This window comes from Paraglaciecola polaris LMG 21857, assembly GCF_000315055.1.
Classification (GTDB): domain Bacteria; phylum Pseudomonadota; class Gammaproteobacteria; order Enterobacterales; family Alteromonadaceae; genus Paraglaciecola; species Paraglaciecola polaris.
Genome location: NZ_BAER01000017.1, coordinates 359,705 through 382,441, shown reverse-complemented (window position 1 = coordinate 382,441; position 22,737 = coordinate 359,705). Strand labels below are relative to the sequence as shown.

Below are 22,737 nucleotides of genomic sequence, written 5' to 3'. Positions count from 1 at the left end.
AAAATGTGGTGGCCAAGCTTAATTCTTAATTAGAATTTTTTAATAAAGGCCGGCTTTGCTGGCCTTTATCTTTTATGCCACATAAATTAAATACAACGTTAAAATAATCGCGGAGTAAGTTATGCGAAAAAAACATTTTGCAGGTGTTGGTTTAGGATTGCGACGCGAAATGATTGGTGAGCTAATTGATAATATTCCAAGCTCGGTAGATTTTTGGGAAGTCGCCCCAGAAAATTGGATCCCGCTAGGGGGGAAGTATCAAAAACAACTGTCACGATTTACCGGCGCTAGCCAATTTGTTACTCACGGTCTTTCGTTATCAATTGGGGGTCCAGAGCCTCTGGATATCAACTTTGTAAAAGATGTAAAAGCATTTCTCGATACACATAACATTGAACATTACAGCGAACATTTGAGCTATTGCTCAGGTAAAGGTCACCTTTATGATCTGATGCCCATTCCTTTTAGTGAAGAAGCCGTTAAGTACGTTGTTAGGCGAGTGGAAACGGTACAGGATATTATTGAGCGGCCACTGATCCTAGAGAACGTTTCATATTATGCAGCGCCAAACGCAAAAATGAGTGAACGGGATTTTACATTAGCGGTATTGGAAGAATCGAATTGTAAAATGCTGCTCGACGTAAACAACATATATGTTAATTCTATCAACCATGGTTATGATGCCGAAGAATTTCTCGCATCTATGCCGACGTCCCGTATTTTATATGGACACATTGCGGGGCATTTCGATGAAGCGGATGATTTGAAGGTTGATACACATGGCGCTGACGTTATTCAGCCTGTTTGGGATTTACTAGAAAAAGCATATGAAATTCACGGTGTTTTTCCCACTTTATTGGAGCGAGACTTTAATATACCGCCGATTAACGAGTTACTGCTTGAAGTTGAAAAAATACGTAAGTTACAAGAAAAGCATTCTATGATGCCCAGTCATCAGGAGTTCGCGTAAATGTTTGAATTTCAAAAGACTCAGTTGGAATTTATCGAACATATTAAAGATCCAGAAAATAAACCGTTTTCACATCCTATTGAATCTCGGCGCATGAATATTTATAAGGAGCTATTTTTCAATAACATAAAAGGCTTCCTAAGTTCGGGGTTTCCTGTGTTAGAGAGTCTATATAGCGAGGATGAATGGGATCGTTTAGCACGACAGTTTTTCGCAGAGCACGAATGTCGCTCTCCATATTTTACCGATATCAGTAAAGAATTTGTCGAATATTTAAGTAACGAGTATGAACTACAGGCCTGTGACTCGGCGTTTATGGCTGAACTGGCTCATTACGAATGGATGGAACTGGCTGTTTCAATTCGTAAGCAAACTCAAAAATGGGATGCAGTTGAATCTGTTGAAAATATGCAGTTGTCACAACTGGCAAGTGTGGTTAGTTATCAATACCCGGTTCATCAAATTAGCCAAGACTATCAGCCTACAGAATCTAACGGACCTGTTTACTTGGTAATTCACCGAGATAGTGACGACAAAGTCGATTTTACTCTGATCACCGCAATGACAGCCCATTTATTATTAACCATAGAGAATAACGCACATCTTTCAATCGATTCATTGAATTCCATCATGGTGGAAAGTTTGCCGCAACTAGATGCAGCGCAAGTCATCCAAGGGGTTAAGCAAATAGTTGAACAAATGCTTGAGCACGAGATACTCATTCCATACTCGATTAACGAGTAAATTGGCTATCAATTTTATCCGCTTTGAATTACCATTTAGGGCTGAATTCATATTAGTTAAATCGCGACGAATGGGGTTTTCAATGCAAGATAATAATGGTTCTCAAGATCCGTTCAATTTCACTTATCTAACTGCTGGGCTTTTGACTCTATTGGCATTGCCATTGATGCATGTCATTTTAGGTTGGATAGTTTTCCTTTAGCCGTCGTTTTTTAATTATCAATTACAACGGGGAAAGCTGTGCCCGCTGCTTATATAAAGTCGGTTATTAAAACCGTACCTGATTATCCCAAGCCTGGGATTTTATTTCGTGACGTGACTTCGATACTTGAAGATCACAAAGCGTACACATCTAGCATCGAACTTTTGGTTAAAGAGTTTGCGCCTTATAAGTTTGACAAGGTTGCAGGAACTGAAGCCCGTGGCTTTTTGTTCGGTGCACCGCTAGCGATCGAGCTTGGTATTGGTTTTATTCCTGTACGTAAGCCGAATAAGCTGCCGCGCAAAGTCATTAGCGAAACCTATGAGCTTGAGTACGGAACAGATTGTTTGGAAATGCATGAAGATGCAGTCAAGCCCGGTGAAAGAGTGTTGATGTTAGACGACTTACTCGCCACGGGCGGTACAATGATCGCTACAGCTAATCTAATTAGACGGTTAGGCGGTATTGTGGAGCACGCTGGATTTGTTATTTCCTTGCCTGATTTGGGCGGAGAAACCAAGTTAAAGGAAATTGGCGTTCAAAGTCACTCACTATGTGAGTTCGAAGGCGAGTAATTTAATCACATGAGCTATCAAGTTCTAGCGCGAAAATGGCGACCAAATAATTTTAGCGAATTAGTCGGTCAGGAGCATGTTGTCGCGGCAATTTCAAATGCACTTGATAATGATCGTCTACACCATGCTTATTTGTTTACGGGGACACGCGGAGTTGGCAAAACGACCATCGCGCGTATCTTTTCTAAAAGTCTTAATTGCGAATTAGGTATGGGGTCAAAACCCTGTGGCCAATGCTCGACATGCGTGGAGATAGAACAAGGAAACTTTGTTGATCTTTTAGAGATTGACGCTGCTTCGCGTACAAAAGTCGAGGATACACGTGAGTTATTAGACAATGTGCAATATCGTCCTTCCAGAGGCCGTTATAAAGTCTATTTGATAGATGAAGTGCATATGTTATCCAAACACAGTTTTAACGCTCTGCTTAAAACCTTAGAAGAGCCGCCACCTCACGTGAAATTTTTGTTGGCAACAACGGATCCCCAGAAGCTACCTATCACTATCTTATCTCGCTGTTTGCAGTTTAACCTCAAGGCTTTGTCTAGAGCGCAAATTGGCCAACAATTACAGCATGTCTTTGCTCAAGAGCAAATCGAGAATGAGCCTGAGGCACTTGCGCAGTTAGCAAGAGCCGCTCAAGGTAGTATGCGGGACGCATTAAGTTTATCGGATCAGGCTATCGCGCAAGGTAACGGTAACGTCAGTTTGAACATAGTGACTGATATGCTTGGCTTGATGGATAAAACTCAAGTACTTAAATTGCTAAATGCGGTGTTTAATAAACAGAATGAAATGGTGTTTGAACTAGTTGAGTCAATGTCGGAGCAGGCCGCTGACTATAGCCAAGTACTGAACGAATTAATGAGCTTATTGCATCAAATCGCGTTAACTCAGTTTGTACCTGACGCTTGTAAACTTGAAACGATTTCTGCACGGGCTATTTATCAGTTAGCCAAGCGTGTTGCAGCTGAGAATGTGCAGTTACTTTATCAGATAGCTCTACAAGGAAAACGTGATCTGCCGTTTGCTGCGGACGCGAAAACGGGGCTTGAGATGACACTTTTGCGGATGTTGGCATTTAGTCCCGTGCAAGCCTCTACCAGCATTGATGATTTAGTGGCAATGACGCCAAACCCTGAGATTGTGTCACTAGATGCCACACTGTCAGGGCAAGATTCGCCAACAGAGCGAATCACTCCTTCCGCTGGGTCAACAATGTCTCAGCCGACGAATGTTTTACCCCAAGAGTCGATTATAACTCATAGGAATGAAAATGAGTTTATAGATGATAGTCAAAGCTCGCGTTCACCCGAAAACTCGGTAGATACATCAAATAGTGCGCTAACAAACCCCAACACGCAAACGTTAGCTGATGATGCGTTTGAAAGCCCTAATTCAAGCAGAAAAGCAGAGCATGCTCCCATAGAGTCAAGCGGCTCTTCAACGGTTAATTCGGACGATCATCATTACGATGATGAGCATTATAATGCTGTGCAAATGCAGGAGATGGAAGCTCAACAACAAGGCATAATGCAAGAGGCTGAGCATTTTATTCAAGCTCAATACACGCCTATGTCCGCTGAAAAAAACGTTGAAAACCCTGCACAAGATACATCTGAGTTACAACCTCAGTCGACTGAAAGTTTGTTAGCCTTGCGTAGAAAGTTAGCTCAAGCAGCAGCCGACGAAGAGGAGAAAGCCCCTTCAGTAAAAAAGTCTGAAGGCGGTTATGATGCCAGCCAATTTTTGCCTGGGGGGAACGGACCGGGTATAGAGCCAATGCAAGGTGCTATTCCCAGAGCACAGGCACAGGTTGATACGTCAACAGCAAATACCGGTCAGCAACTGACATCAGCACCCGCTATTGTTAATGCCGAGGTTCCAGAGCTTATTACTCATGGGGAACAAGAAGTTGAAGAAGCTCCCCCTTGGGCAACTGATGAAATGCCCCTTGATGAAATTAACATCCGTGTTGATGAACAAGTGGTTATCTCAGGAGATGAGCAAGACGTTGAAAATGCTATTTTCGACCCCACTGCTCATTTAGCGCAAGATTTGGAGTGTGAAGTCAATTATGTTGTGCCAGCTTTTTTAGCGTCAGGTGAAAAAGTGACCATCGCACCTCAATTGGATAAATGGAGCGCACTTATAACTCAGATGCAAGTCGCGGCTTTAACTAAGCAATTGGCATTGCATTCGGAATTTTCGCGCGAGGGGAATACAGTGTTGCTTAACCTTGTTCAAAGTAAGGAGCATTTAAATACCGCTTCTGCCCGGGAACAGTTACAGCAAGCCTTGAGTGATGTATTACTACAAGATATTTCCTTAAATGTACATGTAGGGGACGCAGTCAATACACCGTTCGCGCTTCAGCAGAGTATCAATCGAGTGCGGTTTGATTATGCCAAGCAAGTGGTCGAAACCGATAATGCTATTTGCATGTTTAAAGAGATGTTTAATGCTCAAGTGCTAAGCGAATCAATCAAAGCACGATAAGTTTTTATTTCAAAGATTAAGAGAGAATAGTTATGTTTAAAGGTGGTATGGGTAACGTAATGAAGCAAGCGCAACAGATGCAAGAGCGCATGCAGAAAAAACAAGAAGAACTTGCGAAAATGGAAGTCACGGGTGAATCTGGTGCGGGTTTGGTAAAAGTGACCATGACCTGTAATCACAATGTTCGCCGTGTCGACATCGACGACAGTTTGATGGAAGACGATAAAGAAATGATTGAAGATTTGGTCGCAGCTGCAATGAATGATGCGGTGCGCCGGGTTCAAGAAACCACAAAAGAGCAAATGGCTGATGTAACTGGCGGCATGGCTATGCCCCCAGGCTTCAAAATGCCGTTTTAGTCCCTTGACTGATTTGAGCTGTTCGTTATCCGATTAAGGTTATATAGATGAAACTTAGCCCTCTAATTCTAGAGCTGATTAATGCGTTTAAGGTGTTGCCTGGGGTAGGGCCGAAAAGTGCTCAGCGTATGGCATTTCATTTATTAGAGCGAAATAGAAGTGGCGCCTTGCAGTTGAGCCAGGTGTTGCATAACGCAATGGAGCATGTGGGGCACTGCAAGCAATGCCGAACCTTCACGGAAAGTGAGTTGTGTGAGATTTGCGCTCATCCAACGCGCAGTGATGCTGGTACCTTATGCGTGGTAGAGTCTCCACAAGATGTAGTGGCAATTGAGCAAACAGCTGAGTTCAAAGGACTTTATTTTGTGTTAATGGGGCATTTGTCACCGATTGATGGCATTGGGCCGAGTGAGATTGGTTTAGATGATCTCGCGAACATGTTAGATAATAAAGATCTGACTGAAGTAATACTGGCGACCAATCCCACAGTTGAAGGGGAAGCCACTGCGCATTATATTGGCCAAATGTGCAGTGCTCGTGATATTCAAGCTACTCGATTAGCGCACGGTATGCCCGTGGGAGGGGAGCTTGAGTATGTTGATGGTAATACATTAACGCACGCTTTTGTCGGTCGCAGAAGCTTATCTTAGGTTAAAAAACACTTCTTTTTGCCAACGGTCTAGGGCTTGGACCGTTTAATATCTCACCAATAGTTACAATTTTTTCGCGTTATGTATTGAAATGCATGCAAGCGACCTTATCTCCTTACTCACAAACAGAAACCACTAACTTTGGAGATACTTGCCCATGGCTGACGTTGCCCATCAAGAAACTCATGGCTTTCAAACTGAAGTAAAACAATTACTTCAGTTGATGATCCATTCACTTTATTCGAATAAAGAAATATTTCTTCGTGAACTTGTTTCTAACGCTGCCGATGCAGCTGACAAACTACGTTTCAAAGCATTGTCGAATGACAGCTTGTACGAAGGTAACGGCGATTTGTGCGTTAAGCTCAGCGTTGATAAAGAAGCTGGCTCAATCACAATCTCCGACAACGGTATCGGAATGGATCGCGCTAGCGTGATTGAACATCTAGGTACGATTGCAAAGTCAGGTACGTCTGAATTCTTCAATAACCTTTCTGGTGACCAAGCTAAAGATTCTCAGCTTATTGGTCAATTTGGCGTTGGTTTTTATTCTGCGTTTATCGTTGCTAAGAAGGTCGTTGTGCGCTCACGTGCTGCTGGTGATGATCCAAGCAAAGGTGTTGAGTGGACATCAGAAGGTGAAGGTGAATTCACCGTTGCTGATATTGACAAAGCTGAGCGCGGAACTGAAATTACCTTATTCATACGCGAAGAAGAGAAAGAATTTGCCGATGATTGGCGTTTGCGCTCGATCGTAAGTAAGTACTCTGACCATATCAACATTCCTGTCATGATGTTTAAAGAAGAAGTTCCTGAAAGCGATGGTCCTGACGGCGAAAAAACGCCTGCTGAACCAGCTAAATGGGAAGCTGTGAATAAGGCAACGGCTCTTTGGACTCGCGATAAATCTGAAGTGACGGACGAAGAATATACTGAGTTTTACAAGCATATTTCTCACGACTTCACAGATCCGCTTGTTTGGTCGCACAACAAAGTGGAAGGTAAAACGGAATACAATAGTTTGTTATATATTCCGGCGAAAGCCCCATTTGACATGTGGAACCGTGACCAAAAGCACGGCTTGAAACTTTATGTGCAGCGCGTATTCATTATGGACGATGCTGAACAGTTCATGCCGACTTATTTACGTTTCGTTAAAGGTTTACTTGATTCAAATGATTTGCCATTGAATGTATCCCGCGAAATCTTGCAAGACAACAAAGTTACCCAAGCTATTCGTCAGGGCTGCACTAAGCGTGTTTTACAGATGCTTGAACGTGTTGCGAAAAACGACAGTGAAAAGTATCAAGGATTTTGGACTGAGTTCGGTAACGCCTTAAAAGAAGGGCCGGCGGAAGACTTCGCGAATAAAGAAAAAGTCGCAGGTTTATTACGCTTTGCCTCTACTGAGGGTGATAGTGAAGCCCAAACTGTTTCGTTGGCAGACTATGTAAGTAGAATGAAAGACGGACAGGACAAAATTTATTACATCACTGCGGACAGTTATAAAGCTGCTAAGTCTAGTCCGCATCTTGAAATTTTCCGTAAGAAAGGCATTGAAGTGTTATTGATGTCAGACAGGGTAGATGAGTGGTTAATGTCGCATCTTACCGAATTTGATGAAAAATCATTTCAGTCAGTTACTCACGGTGAGTTGGATTTAGGTGACTTAGACGACGAAGACAGCAAAAAAGCCCAAGAAGATGCTGAAAAACAGGTTGAAGGCTTAACTGAACGCGTTAAAACAGTACTTGGTGCTAAAGTGGCTGAGGTAAAATTCACCCATAGATTGACTGACTCCCCAGCGTGTATCGTGGCGGACGGCAGTGGCATGTCAACTCAGATGATTAAGTTGATGCAAGCTGCAGGTCAGCCGGTACCTGAGGCTCAGTACCATTTTGAGCTTAACCCGGAGCATAATTTGGTTAAAATGCTTGCTGAAGTACAAGATGAAGAACGCTTTGCCCAGTGGACTGAAGTCTTATTTGATCAAGCTGCATTGTCAGAACAAGGCAGTTTAAAAGATCCAGCTGCCTTTGTGCACAATTTAAACACCTTACTAATGAATTTAGCAAAATAGCGCTAAATTATTCAACATAACGTTAAAAAATGGGCTCTTGGGCCCATTTTTTGTGTATATTATGTATTAATGTAAGTTTACAGGTTTGACCTAAGACATACGTCTTATATGGCTTGTATCTAAAAGGTCGAATGTGTAAAGTTCGGCTCAGAATTTTTTAACTTTAAACTAAAGGCGAGGGGAAAGAATATGCGTATTATTCTTCTTGGTGCACCTGGTGCTGGTAAAGGCACTCAAGCTCAATATTTAATGGGTAAGTATGGTATTCCGCAGATTTCTACCGGAGATATGCTTAGAGCAGCGATTAAAGCGGGCACCGAGTTAGGTAACGCCGCAAAGCGCGTTATGGATGAAGGGAAACTGGTTTCCGATGAGCTTATCATTGGTTTGGTAAAAGAGCGCATTACGCAAGATGATTGCCAAGGTGGTTTCTTACTCGATGGTTTTCCGCGCACTATTCCTCAAGCTGATGCGATGAAAGAAGCGGGCATTAATGTCGATCATGTTATCGAATTTGATGTACCGGACGAAGTCATTGTTGAACGTATGGCGGGACGTCGCGTTCACCCCGCGTCTGGCCGAGTTTATCATTTGCAATATAATCCGCCTAAAAATGACGGAAAAGACGATGAAACAGGGGAAGACTTGGTTATCCGTGTGGATGATCAAGAAGACACTGTTCGTCATCGTCTCAGCGTATATCACGAGCAAACTAAGCCTCTTGTAGATTATTACCAATTAGAAGCAAATGCAGGTAACTGTCAATACCATAAGATTGACGGTACCAAGGCAGTTGATGTGGTTAGCAAGCAATTGTCATCTTTACTTGGCTAATTATCGCTATTCAATCGAATGATAAAAACCCACTGAAAAGTGGGTTTTTTTATGTCTATAATCAATCTTTCATTTTTTGTATCAAATAGGAATCTCGACACCATGTTACATACGCCAATTACTGCTTTTTACGGTGGTCTGCTAGGGATAACCTTTATGTATCTCTCTATTCTGGTGATTAAAGGTCGCCGCTCAGCAAAAATAAGCTTGGGAGACGGCGGAAACAGCCACTTTTTGGGGATCATTAGAGCACATGCTAATTTTGCGGAGTATGTGCCTCTAATTTTGATCCTTATGTTAATAGCGGAAATTAATTTAGCGCATACCGGCGTCTTACACGCCACTGGTGTCGCACTATTGATAGGGCGCATCGTGCATGCCTATGGTTTGAAACATCATTCAGGGGCAAGCTGGCAACGTATCGCTGGCATGATGCTTACTTTTGGCGCTTTGATTGGATTATCGGTACAGAACATCGTTTTTCTTTATTAATATTAAGACGGACGTTCACTTTGAACAATCATCATGAGTCATTACTTTTCGACTCTAGACAGAATTAAAAACGGTGCTTTTTGAGCGCCGTTTTTTCATATTTGAGTGGTGATTTTATAACAGGTATCAGTTATCGATACATTATTGACAAAATTAGCTTGTGTCTTTAATAGGTATACTCTGTTGATCTTTATAGAGTTTATCGTTTCATAAGCTAGTGCAACTTCCTTTTCTCGCAATTAAAAACAAATTTACGTTAATTAACATCTTGATTACATTTTATACTGTGTCTATTATAGATACTCCTAAGTGAGTATAGAGAAGGCACATGAAACGAAAAGTAATCCGCTTAACAAGACTGTCTCTTTGCATTGCTGGTGTATTAAACGCCCTGCCAATGTACGCCCAAGAAAGCAGCAGTATCGAAAATGTAGAAGTCATCAGTGTTAAAGGAATACGTCAAAGTATTACCGCGGCATTGGCTGTAAAACAGGATGCATCAGTTATTTCTGATGCCATTTCAGCTGAAGATATAGGTAAACTTCCTGATGAAAATGTGGCTGAGACATTACAGCGGATTACCGGGATTCAAATCCAACGTCGAAACGGCGAAGGTTCTCGTGTTGCTGTTAGAGGGCTAGTACAAAACCGTATAGAGTTAGATGGTGTGAGTCTCGTTAATCCTATTGGCCGCTCGTATTCAGGTTTCGACGAAACCGTATTTCCTGTTTTGCAGTTTGTCCCTGCCGAGTTGTTATCAGGTGTCGAAGTATATAAATCAGCTTCAGCAGACCAAGTCAGTGGTTCACTAGGTGGTACAGTGAATTTAACACTGCTTAAGCCTCTATCTGTTGGTGATAAGACCTCTATATCATTGCAAGGCTCATATGATGATCGAACGGATGCCGTCGATCCGCGTTACGGTATAACTTGGTCAAAAGAACTCATCGAAGGTGAATTGGGTGTTTTGGTGAGTTTAAGTGAGTCTGCTCGCAGTGTGGGAGAAGAGTTGTTTTTTACTCGTACGGGCTGGTCTGGCGATACGCTTTCAGCTCCTGGAGACTTGCGCCTACAGACCTTAGATGAAGATCGGGACCGAACTGGAGCTTTGTTTAATGTTCAGTGGCGACCTACATCTGAAACCGAAATCTACTTAAATACCTTTTATGCATCTTATGATATTGAACGAGATAGAAGTTGGTTCTCAAGTGCCGATAGTGGAGGCTCAGTAATAGCTAATTACTTGGACACGCCAATGGTGTCGAGCAATGACACTATCTTGGCTGGCACGTTTATATCTCAAGTCCAAGGAAATGGTGAAGCACTTGAAAATAACTCAGAGACTACAAGTATCGTACTTGGGTTTAATCACACAATTGATAATTGGTTGTTCGAAGGCAAAGTGAGTCATGGCAGCGCAGAGCAAGATGATTATCAAGACTTCGCACGAGTGCGGCAAAATGGAGTGACATTTTTCAGAGATTTCGGACAAGACTTACCTGTTCTTAATGTCACTGATGACTTTGATGCAAATGATCCTAATTTGTACGACAGCGCAAGTGGACTCATCGGCTTTAGTCAGGTTGTAAATTATGAAAATGACGAAACCACCGCAACTTTCGATACGACTTATTATTTGGAAAATGACTTTTTTACTAGCATTGAAGCTGGTATTCGTTGGGCTGATCAGAAAGCGTCTCGTTATCAAGAAAGGGCGGGGGATGCTATAAATGGAGGAGGGGTTTGGATTGTTCCTACTCTAGGAGGACTGGAAGGTTCAGTTGACCAAAACCTCTACCGTTCTGTCTCGCTATCCGATGTATATGATGGAGAAGCATCTAACGTTGAGCGATTTATCGCCGCTGTTCCTGGTGGTTTGGGCAGTACAAAAGCGTTATTAAATTATGTTCAACAAAACGCAAGTACTCAAGGTTCAGGCGTCTTTTTTGCTCAGCCTGATGGAACCTACTCAACCGCCGAAGAAATGACTTCGTTATACATTAAAGCTAATTTTCAGACGCAATGGTCAGATTTACCCGTTTCAGGTGGATTTGGGGCACGCTGGGTTGATACATCTCAAGAGAGTCGCTTTTTCTTTATAGATGATACTGGCGCAACCGCAGATACATTTAATCGCGACTACAGCAACTTCTTGCCAAGTGCGAATATCAAAATTGAATTAGACAGTGATTTGATATTACGTGCTGCCTACTCAAAGGTTGTCGCTCAACCAGATAGTTCTGCCTTGGCGGGGGGCGTGTCTTTGGATGTGCTGGCAGGGGCTGCTAGAGGAGGAAATCCTAATTTAGACGTTGCTGAAGCTGACGCTTATGATTTATCTCTTGAATGGTATATCAGTGAGTTCAGTGCATTAACGGGCGCTATTTTCCGTAAGGACGTAAGCGGGTTCTTATCACCGAATACAGAAAGGAAAGCCCTTGAAGGTGCGGTGAATGCCAATGTCGGAAGCCCAGATTTTGGCACGAATAATTTCCTCGTTACCTCTACTGTTGCCGGTGGTGACTCGACGATTAACGGTCTTGAATTAGCATATCAAACGGTGTGGGAGAGCGGCTTCGGTGTTCAATCCAACTACACATACATTGATAGTGATGGCGTTTCAACCGGTGGTGACGAGCTATCGTTACCCCTCGAAGGGCTATCAGAAAATAGCGTTAATCTAGTGGCGTTCTATGAAAAGTATGGCTATTCGGTACGTTTTGCCTACAACTGGCGTGATAGTTATCTGGTTTCCAGAAATTTTAATGGCTCTCAATTGTTTGAAGAATCCCGGGGACAACTTGATTTCTCTGCAAGTTACGACATTAACGAAAGTTGGCGTGTTTCGTTCGATGCAATCAACTTAAATGATGAACGGGTTGATCAATATTCCAATTTCGAAGAGAGAAAGTTTCGCGTAGAAAATACGGGTCGCCGATTCTTTGCTGGTGTTAGGGCGACCTTCTAGCTCAACCGAATCGAATTGATTAGGTCGTTTATCAAACAGATTGTGTTCAGCAATAGCGAGTGAAATGGTCGCTATTGCTCATGTACTAAGTGTTTGTTAGTAAATTAGGGGAAGTCTATTGGGCATTTTAGATATCACTGTTGCGGGAGTGTTCACGTTACTCATCGTATTGTTAGGATTGCAATTTAAAAGTGGCCAGGGTGACAGCAAGACGTTTTTTGCTGGCGGAGGCCAAGTTCCTTGGTGGATAAGTGGCCTGTCACTGTTCATGAGTTTCTTTTCAGTTGGTACATTTGTTGTTTGGGGTGCCATCGCCTATAGCGACGGTCTTGTGTCGGTCAGTATTCAGATGACCATGGCAATATCAGGATTTATTATTGCATTATTCATCGCGCCCGCTTGGAACCGTCAACGTGTTTTAACTGCCGCTCAATTCATTACTCGTCGAGTAGGTTTGCCGACGCAAAAGTTTTACTCTGCAACGTTTCTAGTGATGAATCTGTTTACTGCAGGCGCATTCTTATATCCGGTTGGAAAAATAATAGAAGTGACCACGGGGATCAACTTGAACTTGGCGATAGTGATGCTTGGTGCATTTATCATCTTGTATACATCTGTTGGTGGGTTGTGGGCAGTACTTACAACAGATGTATTACAATTCATTGTTCTCACGGCTGCTGTATTACTGATCATTCCATTATCAATCGATGCTGCAGGTGGCCTAAATAGCTTCGTAGATTCTGTTCCAGATGATTTTTTTAACCTCGCGAATGATAAATACAGTGCAGGGTTTCTAGTGGCTTTTTTGATATACAACACTCTTTTTATTGGAGGGAACTGGGCTTACGTGCAGCGTTATACGAGTGTACCTAGTGCACAAGACGCAAAGAAAGTGGGTTGGTTGTTTGGTTGCTTATACCTTGTCGCACCGATCATATGGATGTTACCGCCGATGTTATATCGCTCGATTGAGCCAGGACTGATAGCACCTGATACCGAAAATGCGTATTTGTTAATGAGTCAACAGGTGTTACCGACAGGATTACTTGGGCTCGTAATCGGCGCCATGGTATTTGCAACGGCAAGCTCAGTGAATACGACAATCAACATTGCCGCGGGGGTGTTTACTAACGATGTATACCCAAACCTCGTTAAGTCACAACGGCTTAAACCTATGCTGATTGCGCGTTTATCCTCGGCGACGTTTGGCATTTTAGCAATACTTGTCGCTATGTCTGTGCAATCAATGGGGGGGATCGTCAACGTTGTACTTAGTGTTGCAGCGCTAACAGGAGCACCACTCTACTTACCGCCTTTGTGGGCGTTGTTCTCTAAATATCAAACTGGTTTTAGCCTTGTGACCGTGACCATTTCAAGTTTAGTCATTAACCTTTCATTGAAATTCCTACTCGGACCTCTATTCGATATGGAGTTAAGTACTGCTCAAGAGATGATCTGCGGTGTCTTTATCCCAGGCGCTTTTTTGTTGGTATTCGAATGCACATATCGTCTCAAAACGCCGCTAAGTATATTGAATAGTGTCAACCCAGCACGCCCTGAGGTTACTGATGAGCGTTTTATTAAAAATGCTACACCCGAGAATACACATGCATTACGCGTTATTTCGGTCGGTATTTTATCTATCGGCTTCATTATTCTTTGCTTAGGGTTTCTGACCGAAGGTGGGCGTTTTGAAACATTAACTGTCGGCATAATCGTTTTCCTCGTCGGTGTCTTAGTATCACGAAAAGCGCGTACAGCGTCTTTCTCGTCACAGCAACAAAATTAAAGGAAATATCATGTATAAATCTCAATTTATCTCTGCTGGCCGAGAGAGTCACAATGTCGAGTATCACGTTGACGTTGCTATTACTGGCGGCGGGCTAGCCGGTGTGTGTGCTGCCTTGTCGGCGGCGCGAAATGGTTTGAAGGTGTGTTTGATACAGGACCGTCCGGTATTAGGTGGTAATGCATCAAGCGAGGTGCGTTTATGGTCGCTTGGGGCAACATCCCATATGGGAAACAACAACAGATATTCTCGTGAAGGCGGGATTATTGACGAGATTATGCTCGAAAACCTCTATCGTAATCCTGAAGGTAATACTCTTATACTTGATACTGTGCTGTTAGAGAAAGTAACCGTTGAAGAAAACATCACGTTATTGCTAAACACTGCTGTTTACGACGTCGATAAGGTGGACGACGAAACCATCAGCAGTGTGACTGCATATTGTTCGCAAAACTCCACACAGTATGTCGTCAAAGCAGATTATTTTTGTGACGGCTCTGGAGATGGCGTGGTGGCCTTTATGGCGGGAGCACCGTTTCGAATCGGTGCTGAGGCGCATGATGAATTTAGTGAAAAGATGGCGCCAGCTCAGGAAGAGTCTGAGCTGTTAGGTCATTCGATCTACTTTTACAGTAAAGATGTTGGTCAGCCCACCAAGTTCATTCCGCCTAGTTTCGCTTCGATAGACAAAATGACGCTCGACAGAGTGAAGCGGATTAAGCCCTCTGATATTGGACCTCGTTTATGGTGGTTAGAATTTGGCGGTAATTTAGACACGATTTATCAGTCAGAAGATATAAAGTTTGAGCTCTGGAAAGTCGTTTATGGAGTCTGGGACTATATAAAAAATAGCGGGAAGTTTGAAGGTGTTGAGAACTTAACGTTGGAGTGGGTAGGGACTATTCCTGGCAAACGTGAAAGTCGACGTTTTGAGGGGGAAACAATGCTCATTCAGCAAGATCTTGTCGAACAGCGTTCTCATGACGATGCGATTTCATATGGAGGTTGGGCGATTGATCATCACCCCGGTGATGGTGTTTACAGCGATCGCCCCCCCTGTCAGCAATATCATACCAAAGGGGTCTACACGATCCCGTTGCGCAGCTTTGTTCCACAAAAGATGGAAAATTTGTTTGTCTTGGGGCGTCTTATCAGCGCGTCGCACATAGCCTTTGGCTCTACTAGAGTAATGTGTACGTGTGCCCATGGTGGGCAAGCCATTGGACGTGCTATTGCTTTGTGCAAAGAGAATAACATTGGCATTCGTGAACTATTCGAGCGCGATAATATAAACGCTTTGCAACAGTCATTGCTAATCGATGGGCACTTTATCCCTAGCCTTAAAATATCACCAGCACACAATAAATTGGCGGGCTCGAGGATTACAGCTTCATCTACGTTATTGCTTAGTAGTCTACCCGCCAGTGATATTTGGAAGCGCCTTAATTTTTCTGGTGCGCAGATGTTACCGTTATGTGCAAATACTGAGTATCGATTCACGACAAAAGTAAGAGCAGCAAAAGCCACTGTGTTAACGATGCAGTTGCGGACGAGCGACCGATTAGCGAACTACACGCCTAACGTGATAATTCACGAACAACAATTTACGCTAACGGAAGGGATCCAAGCATTAGAATTTTCATGCCCAGTTTCCCTCCCGGAAGATCAATACGCATTTATATGCTTTATACAAAATGCTGACGTAGAAGTGATGCAGTCGGACAAACGCGTATCCGGTGTAATGAGCATATTTAATGGTGAGAACAAAGCTGTCTCCAATACCGGGTTTCAAGGTGTTGAAGGAGATATTGGTATTGACGAGTTTGAGTTTTGGATCCCTGAAAGGCGGCCCGCAGGGCATAATTTTGCTATGGATATCGAGCCAGCTTTAAATTGCTACCGTCCGCAAAATACAGTAAACGGTATTACACGTCCTTACTTGGCACCAAATGCATGGGTTGCTCAGTGGAACGCGTCAGAAGCGACGCTTCACTTCAAATTACCAGAAGCCCAGTTACTCAATCAACTGATACTGCATTTTGATACTGATTTTGACCATGCTTTGGAATCATCGCTGATGGGACACCACGAAAACACCATGCCCTTTTGTATCGCTGACTACCGAATTTTGGATGGCAACAATAATGAAGTGGCTTGTCGTCAAAGTAACTACCAGTCGGTCAATAAAATTGTATTTGATACGCCCTTTAAAACGGACACTCTGATCTTTGTTTTTAAACAAAAAACGGAGCATGTGCCTATTTCAATTTTCGAAATTATCGCCCAATAATTGCTTAATTCACGGAATCATAATGACAAATTTTTCTTCACCGAAACGTACGCAAAAACGTCAATTCCGCGTTGTTGGATACGCTCTTGCGCTGAGCTTTTCACTTTTGACCTCAGCACAAAGTCAAACGTCACCCGAAGCAGGTGTAACTCAAAAAGGTAACGGTAAACCAAATGTCATCTGGGTGGTTATGGAGGATGTCTCACCAGACTTAGCCTTTAACGGTAATGTAGCCATTAAAACACCAAACCTAGATGCGTTAGCTGCCAGTGGCACTGTTTTTACGAATACATTTTCAACGTCGCCGGTGTGTTCACCATCGCGTTCTGCATTTTTTACTGGAATGTACCAGACGTCGATCGGGGCACATCATCATCGAAGTCACACTGATGATAATTTCCAGTTGCCTAGTCATGTGAGAATGGCAACCGAGTTTATGCGTGATGCAGGGTATTTTACGCTGCTAATGGGTCCTAAACAGAAAACTGATTTTAACTTTTCACCTCGGGTAGCAGCGTTTGACGCAACTGATGGTGAAGAAGAAATTGTCAGTGGTAGTTACCACCACGGCGATCCTAATATGAGTTTGTTAACCAAACCTGCCTGGCTAGAATACAAAAAACACCATAGTGATAAGCCTTTTTTTGCTGAGATAAATTACTCAGAAGCTCATCGGCAGTTTGTAAAAGACGATGACAATCCTGTGGATCGCAGCTTAGTAACTATTCCATCTTATTACCCAGATCATCCTGTTACTCGTGAAGTATGGTCACAGTATTTAGAAACAGTACAGCAGCTCGATTATCGGATTGGTCACTTAATTGAAGAGCTAAAAGCGCAAGATGCGTTAGATAATACAGTTATCTTTATCTTCGGTGATCATGGACGCGCTATGTTGAGAGCCAAGCAGTGGTTATATGACTCAGGTACTAAAGTGCCAATGGTTGTCGTTGGTTTACCTAACGTTCCTGTAGGCGAAGATGACCGGTTGGTGAGTTTGATTGATGTGCTACCTACGACGCTTGCGTTAGCTGGTATACCTATCCCTCAATATATTGAGGGTAGAAATATGCTTGCCGCCAAAGGAAAATCCCGCCAATACGTCTTTGCCCAGCGAGACAGGTTAGGCGCTACGGATGATAGAATACGTGCGATACGCAGCAAACAATACAAATACATATTCAATTATTATCCTAATTTACCATACACCAATTTTTCAACATATAAGAAGTTACAGTATCCGACCTTAACTCTTATGGAAGTGATGCACGTAAATCATCAGCTTAGCCCGTTGCAAGACAAATGGTTCAATGATACTCGACCGGCACAAGAGCTATATGACGTTGTTAATGATCCTGAAGAAACCGTTAACCTCGCGTACGACGCAAACTTTAAGTCTGTGGTAGCGAAAATGCATCAAGAGTTGATGAATTGGCAGCAAACTACCTCTGACCAAGGTCAATATATAGAAGATCCTCGTATTGCGGAGCGTCTCGATAAATCAGAGAAAATACGGTTCGAGAAAGAAATGCAGTCCAGAGGGCTTTCTAGTTCAACGTCAAACGAGGCGTATTTAGCGTGGTGGAAAAAAGAGCTAGGGTTAGCCGAATAGAAGTGTAAATGCAGCGGTTTTGTCCTAGTAAGTTATGAGAAGCTACTTTATGATCAATCGCTTCGCGTTAGGGGGCAAAATTTAGCACATGAAAGACGAAAACAGCAGTAGAAGACGAGATTCACACGGCACACAGTTAAATCAAAGTTTGATTGACGGCATCAGTGTTCTTCAAGCTTTATCAGTGAATGAAAAGCCCTGTGGTGTGCGTGAATTGGCTCGATATTTAGAGCTAGACCCGAATCGCGTGAGTAGATTACTAAGAACATTAGCGTATTTGGGAATGGCTCGACAGACATCAGATCGCAAGTATACGACCGGATCTTCTATGCATGTATTAGCAGCTCAGTCACTGTTTGCGTCGCAAGCAATTACTGATGCAATAGGTACCCTAGAAAGTTTGTTAGAGTTTGATTTAGTCGTTGCCTATGGCGTGCTGTGGAAAGACAAAGTGACATATCTTTTTCATGCATTACCGGGTATGAAAGCACATGAAGCATTGGGTCGAATCGGATATTATCCCGCGACGGCGTCTGGGGTTGGCCTATCTTTGTTATCGGCATTAGATAACGAAGAAATTTGTTCTATTTATTTAAATAAGGAAATACCATTTTTTGACAATGATCTTGATAAGTTATTGGCCAAATTAAAGGAAATCCGTGAACAAGGGTACGCCCTAGTACATACCAAGTATCAAACGCACATATCAAACGGTTCAGTCACTATCGCGGTAAATGTAGGTCATCCGCCTTACGGTGGCATCGCCTTATCGGGCAAAATTGATGAGCAGGACACGCAAAGGTACGTCACATTGCTCAAAGGCAAAGCGCAAGAAGTCGAGCTTAAAAACCGAAAAGTAAGCAAATAGCACAATTTCTATAGATGGCATCAGGCGAGACAGATAGTTGAACATGATTTCAGTCAAATTTCAGGCATAAAAAAACGGCGCTCACTAGGCGCCGTTTTGATTCACAGGGAACACACATTCAAAAGGGAGTAATTATGAGGGCTTGTGAGCATCCTCTATTAATTTCTCAGTACCCTTACTGATCTGTATAGTGCGAGGTTTTTTCGCTTCTGGCACGACTCGTTCTAAATTGACGTGAAGTAGTCCATTTTCCATTTTGGCTTCGAGCACATTAACGTGATCGCCTAACTGGAATTTACGCTCAAAATTACGCTCGGAAATCCCCTTGTGAAGGAATTTACGCTCTTCGTCTGAACCGGTTTTATTGCCGGTGACTTTTAGGGTGTTTTCTTGCACCTCAATAGAGACTTCATGTTCTGCGAAACCCGCAACCGCCATAGTGATGCGATACTTATCTTCGGCTATCAACTCAATGTTGTAGGGAGGGTAGCTAGATTGTTTTTCGTTACGAGAAGCAGAGTCAATCATGGATGCCAAGTGGTCAAAACCAATGAATGATCGGTATAGTGGAGATAGATCGATATTACGCATTTTGCATATCCTCTTTATAAAGCAATATGAGATTAAAGTGTCCCGACTAGCGGCGACGTTAGTTAAGTACGCGTTCCTCGCGTGACCCTTAGGGCTTTGCAGTTACCTGCCAAATTCTTATCCGTTGAATTTGTATCGACCCTTTCGGCGTCGACCAATACTATGTAGGGATCACAATTCTATTTTTCAATTAGAAAGTGGAAAATAATTAACGAAAATTTTTAAAGTATTGAATTATAACAATTAATTTTTTATCAAAATAACAATAAAAAAGCCCACTTGATGTGGGCTTTAACAGTAAACATACATTAAATTGGGTTATTGCTGTACACCTTCAAGGTTCAACATGAGTTCTACATGGGTAGACGCTGGGCCTAAATTGGTCATTATGCCGTAATCAGCCATCGCAATTCGGGTGGTTCCTGAAAAGCCTGCGCGGTAGCCACCCCAGGGATCTTTACCTTCGCCAATTTTTTCAGCCATGATGATGATTGGCTTGGTGATGCCGTGCAGGGAAAAATCACCGAATATTTTTAAACGCTCGCCACCTAAACTCTCTACTTTAGTGCTGACAAACTTAGCGTTTGGATATTTTTTGACATATAAAAAGTCTTCACTGCGTAAATGTTTGTCTCTTTCTGCATGATTTGAATCAACACTCTGGGTGTCGATATTTACGTTAATGGTAGCGGCTTCAGGTTTAGCTGGATCGTAACTAAATTTACCGTCAAAGGTATTAAAGCGACCTGTTATCCAGGAATAGCCTAAGTGTTGGATTTTAAAATTAATAGAGGCGTGAGCTCCCGATGTATCGACGACGTAATTTGCTGCAAATGCATTGCTCGATAGCAACGCCAGTAATCCGAAGGCTAAAAGTGACTTTCTCATTGCTGTTCCTTTTGTTGTTTGATGGTAAGCATCCTTACCAGAGTGTTGTCGTTATTAATAAAATGATGTTTTAGGGCCGCTAAGCCATGCAAACTGGCCAATCCCATGAGTACGTATGCCACGTACTCATGGACCATTCCGGCAATATCTTCTTGTTCTGCAAAGAAACGTCCTAAAGAGCCTAGCGTAAACCAGTTAAATATCGTTATGCCTCGCTCATCTGCGGTAGAAATTAAATAACCGCTGATAAATAAAGAAAATACCAGTAAGTACAGGAGTAAATGGGCCAATTTAGCCGCTTTTATTTCCCACTTTGTACCTAACGGGGTGGGCCTCTTTTGAGACAAATTCCATGTTAGGCGCACAAGCATTAAGGCAACAAGCAGCAAGCCGACGCTCTTGTGATAGTGCGGTGCATCGGTATACCAAGGACTATAGTAGTTCAAGTCGACCATCCACCAACCTAGGGCAAACATGCCAATCACAATGATGGCACTTACCCAGTGAAAGACAATACTTAACCAGCCATAAGACAAGGTGCTGTTTTTGAGCATAAATGTGACGCCTACAATCGAATACCCTTACTATATCCTTCGCATTATTTAATTAATATGGCGAAGTTACAAAACGTTTAACTGATAAAGTCGAATGATTAATACAGTCAGCGTGGTGAGTAATTCCCTTTGCAAAAAGCCCTAAGAATTGGCAATAGTATGTTGGTATGTGGGGTTACGTTAGGTACTTAACAGTATGCGCAGCGGATACTGTTAAGCACCTCAGTTTGGGGTGACGCTTTGGAAGTGTCGGTGTTACTTTGTATGACGAGCCCTAAGCACTTCAATGACATCACTAAGTGATAACTCACTGGCCTGCAGCAATACTAGTAGGTGATATAGTAAATCGGCAGATTCATTTTTAAGTTCCTCTAAATCTTTTACGGTCGCCGCTAGCGCAGTTTCAACCCCTTCCTCACCGACTTTCTGAGCGATACGTTTGATACCTTGGCTATACAAGTGGGCGGTGTAACTTGACTCAGGCGAAGCACCTTTACGCGAAGCAATGACCTGCTCTAGTTCAGCAATAAAGCTTATAGCGGGAGTTTTAGCATCCGCCCAACAGGTTTCTGTGCCCATGTGGCAGGTGGGGCCGTTTGGATGGGCTAGTGCCAAAATAGCGTCTTTATCGCAGTCAGCACTGAGCTCAACTAAATCAAGGGTATGGCCTGATGTCTCACCTTTGGTCCATAGACGTTGCTTAGAGCGACTGAAAAAGGTGACGTGACGCGATTCAAGTGTATGTTCAATCGCCTCGATATTCATGTAGCCCTGCATGAGCACTTTACCCGTTGCCGCATCTTGCACTATACACGGCAGTAAGTTATCCATTTTCTGCCAAGCCAACTGCTCGACGTTTTGTTTATTGATTATCATGTTTGTCTCGTATTCGTATCATGTAAATATTTAAGTGTTAGCCAAGCTAAGTGCAATGCGTCGCCAATATCGCATATTGACTAGTCTCGGATTGCGACTTGTTGCTCTCGCAGATAGGCTTTTAAGTCAGGAATAGGAATAATGCCTTTATGGAAAACAGAAGCGGCAAGTGCACCATCAACATCAGCTTGTTCAAACACCTCTTTAAAATGCACTTTTTCGCCAGCACCACCTGAAGCGATTAACGGGACTGCGCAATTTTCACGGATCGCAGAAAGCTGGGTGATATCGTAACCTTGACGCACACCGTCCTGATTCATGCAATTCAAAACAATTTCGCCGGCACCATGGTGCTGCACTTCTTTTACCCAATCAGCAGTTTGCCAACGTGTAATCTGAGTACGGCTTTCATCTCCTGTGTACTGATGAACCTGATACTGACCAGTCTCTTCGTTGAAAAAACTGTCGATACCTACCACCACGCATTGTTGACCAAATGTGTCGTGTAATTCACGAATAAGTGCAGGATTGGCAAGTGCTGGGGAGTTGATAGATATTTTATCAGCGCCCATCTCTAAAATGCGCCCAGCGTCTTCAACAGACTTAATACCGCCTGCTACACAAAAAGGAATATCAATTACTTGGGCGATACGGGTTACCCAGCTTTTATCGACCACGCGCTGGTCGCTAGAAGCGGTAATATCATAAAAGACCAATTCATCAGCGCCTTGTTGCGCGTATAGCTCAGCCAGAGGAACGATTTCGCCGATGATTTCGTGGTTACGAAATTTAACACCTTTAACCACAAGACCGTCACGAACATCTAAACAGGGAATAATGCGCCTAGCGAGCATAGAAAACCTTTTTCATCATTAAAATTTTTATCCATGATGGCA

At 42.9% G+C, this 22,737-nt stretch carries 19 protein-coding genes; 14 read left to right on the top strand and 5 right to left on the bottom strand.

What is annotated here, in order from left to right; all coding sequences use genetic code 11:
- Positions 1–121: 121 nt before the first annotated feature.
- From GPLA_RS03650 to GPLA_RS03585, 14 genes are all read left to right on the top strand, one after another.
- Entirely contained in the window at positions 122–970 is an 849-nt protein-coding gene (locus GPLA_RS03650; protein WP_007103477.1) for an HvfB family MNIO-type RiPP peptide maturase, read from the top strand.
- Positions 971–1,714 carry an HvfC family RiPP maturation protein gene (locus tag GPLA_RS03645; RefSeq protein WP_007103476.1) on the top strand — a complete coding sequence of 248 codons (744 nt, stop codon included), beginning with the start codon at positions 971–973 and terminating at the stop codon, positions 1,712–1,714.
- 240 nt (positions 1,715–1,954) lie between these two features.
- Positions 1,955–2,491, top strand: coding sequence for an adenine phosphoribosyltransferase (gene apt / locus GPLA_RS03640; protein WP_007103474.1), 537 nt, complete (start codon positions 1,955–1,957; stop codon positions 2,489–2,491).
- A 9-nt stretch (positions 2,492–2,500) separates the two neighbouring features.
- Entirely contained in the window at positions 2,501–4,990 is a 2,490-nt protein-coding gene (dnaX, locus tag GPLA_RS03635; protein WP_007103473.1) for a DNA polymerase III subunit gamma/tau, read from the top strand.
- A gap of 32 nt (positions 4,991–5,022) precedes the next feature.
- Complete coding sequence (locus tag GPLA_RS03630; protein WP_007103472.1) at positions 5,023–5,349, top strand: YbaB/EbfC family nucleoid-associated protein; 327 nt, start codon at positions 5,023–5,025, stop codon at positions 5,347–5,349.
- Positions 5,350–5,396: 47 nt separating this feature from the next.
- Complete coding sequence (gene recR, locus GPLA_RS03625) at positions 5,397–5,999, top strand: recombination mediator RecR (protein ID WP_007103471.1); 603 nt, start codon at positions 5,397–5,399, stop codon at positions 5,997–5,999.
- A 157-nt stretch (positions 6,000–6,156) separates the two neighbouring features.
- Entirely contained in the window at positions 6,157–8,079 is a 1,923-nt protein-coding gene (htpG, locus tag GPLA_RS03620) for a molecular chaperone HtpG (protein WP_007103470.1), read from the top strand.
- A gap of 189 nt (positions 8,080–8,268) precedes the next feature.
- Positions 8,269–8,913: an adenylate kinase gene (gene adk / locus GPLA_RS03615; RefSeq protein WP_007103469.1), complete on the top strand. Its 645-nt coding sequence runs from the start codon at positions 8,269–8,271 to the stop codon at positions 8,911–8,913.
- A gap of 102 nt (positions 8,914–9,015) precedes the next feature.
- Entirely contained in the window at positions 9,016–9,405 is a 390-nt protein-coding gene (locus tag GPLA_RS03610; protein ID WP_007103468.1) for an MAPEG family protein, read from the top strand.
- Between the two features lie 328 nt (positions 9,406–9,733).
- Positions 9,734–12,373, top strand: a complete 2,640-nt coding sequence (locus GPLA_RS03605) for a TonB-dependent receptor (RefSeq protein ID WP_040513830.1) — start codon at positions 9,734–9,736, stop codon at positions 12,371–12,373.
- Between the two features lie 118 nt (positions 12,374–12,491).
- Positions 12,492–14,162, top strand: a complete 1,671-nt coding sequence (locus tag GPLA_RS03600; RefSeq protein ID WP_007103466.1) for a sodium:solute symporter family protein — start codon at positions 12,492–12,494, stop codon at positions 14,160–14,162.
- Positions 14,163–14,172: 10 nt separating this feature from the next.
- Complete coding sequence (locus tag GPLA_RS03595; RefSeq protein ID WP_007103465.1) at positions 14,173–16,452, top strand: FAD-dependent oxidoreductase; 2,280 nt, start codon at positions 14,173–14,175, stop codon at positions 16,450–16,452.
- A 22-nt stretch (positions 16,453–16,474) separates the two neighbouring features.
- The gene (locus GPLA_RS03590) at positions 16,475–18,064 is read left to right on the top strand and encodes a sulfatase family protein (RefSeq protein ID WP_007103464.1); all 1,590 of its coding nucleotides are present in this window, start codon (positions 16,475–16,477) and stop codon (positions 18,062–18,064) included.
- Between the two features lie 88 nt (positions 18,065–18,152).
- Positions 18,153–18,932: an IclR family transcriptional regulator gene (locus GPLA_RS03585; RefSeq protein ID WP_007103463.1), complete on the top strand. Its 780-nt coding sequence runs from the start codon at positions 18,153–18,155 to the stop codon at positions 18,930–18,932.
- A gap of 132 nt (positions 18,933–19,064) precedes the next feature.
- Here the strand turns inward: GPLA_RS03585 and GPLA_RS03580 are convergent, their stop codons facing one another.
- The 5 genes from GPLA_RS03580 to hisF all read right to left on the bottom strand — a co-directional run bounded on the left by GPLA_RS03580 (position 19,065) and on the right by hisF (position 22,695).
- A complete protein-coding gene (locus GPLA_RS03580; RefSeq protein WP_007103462.1) occupies positions 19,065–19,523 on the bottom strand; it encodes an Hsp20 family protein in 459 nt (152 codons plus the stop codon).
- Positions 19,524–19,841: 318 nt separating this feature from the next.
- Positions 19,842–20,411 carry a YceI family protein gene (locus tag GPLA_RS03575; protein ID WP_007103461.1) on the bottom strand — a complete coding sequence of 190 codons (570 nt, stop codon included), beginning with the start codon at positions 20,409–20,411 and terminating at the stop codon, positions 19,842–19,844.
- On the bottom strand, positions 20,408–20,965 hold the full coding sequence (locus GPLA_RS03570) for a cytochrome b (RefSeq protein ID WP_007103460.1): 558 nt from the start codon (positions 20,963–20,965) through the stop codon (positions 20,408–20,410). The genes GPLA_RS03575 and GPLA_RS03570 overlap by 4 nt, the downstream gene beginning before the upstream one ends.
- A 255-nt stretch (positions 20,966–21,220) precedes the next feature.
- Positions 21,221–21,841, bottom strand: a complete 621-nt coding sequence (gene hisIE / locus GPLA_RS03565) for a bifunctional phosphoribosyl-AMP cyclohydrolase/phosphoribosyl-ATP diphosphatase HisIE (RefSeq protein ID WP_007103459.1) — start codon at positions 21,839–21,841, stop codon at positions 21,221–21,223.
- An 80-nt stretch (positions 21,842–21,921) separates the two neighbouring features.
- On the bottom strand, positions 21,922–22,695 hold the full coding sequence (gene hisF / locus GPLA_RS03560; RefSeq protein WP_007103458.1) for an imidazole glycerol phosphate synthase subunit HisF: 774 nt from the start codon (positions 22,693–22,695) through the stop codon (positions 21,922–21,924).
- Positions 22,696–22,737: the final 42 nt, after the last annotated feature.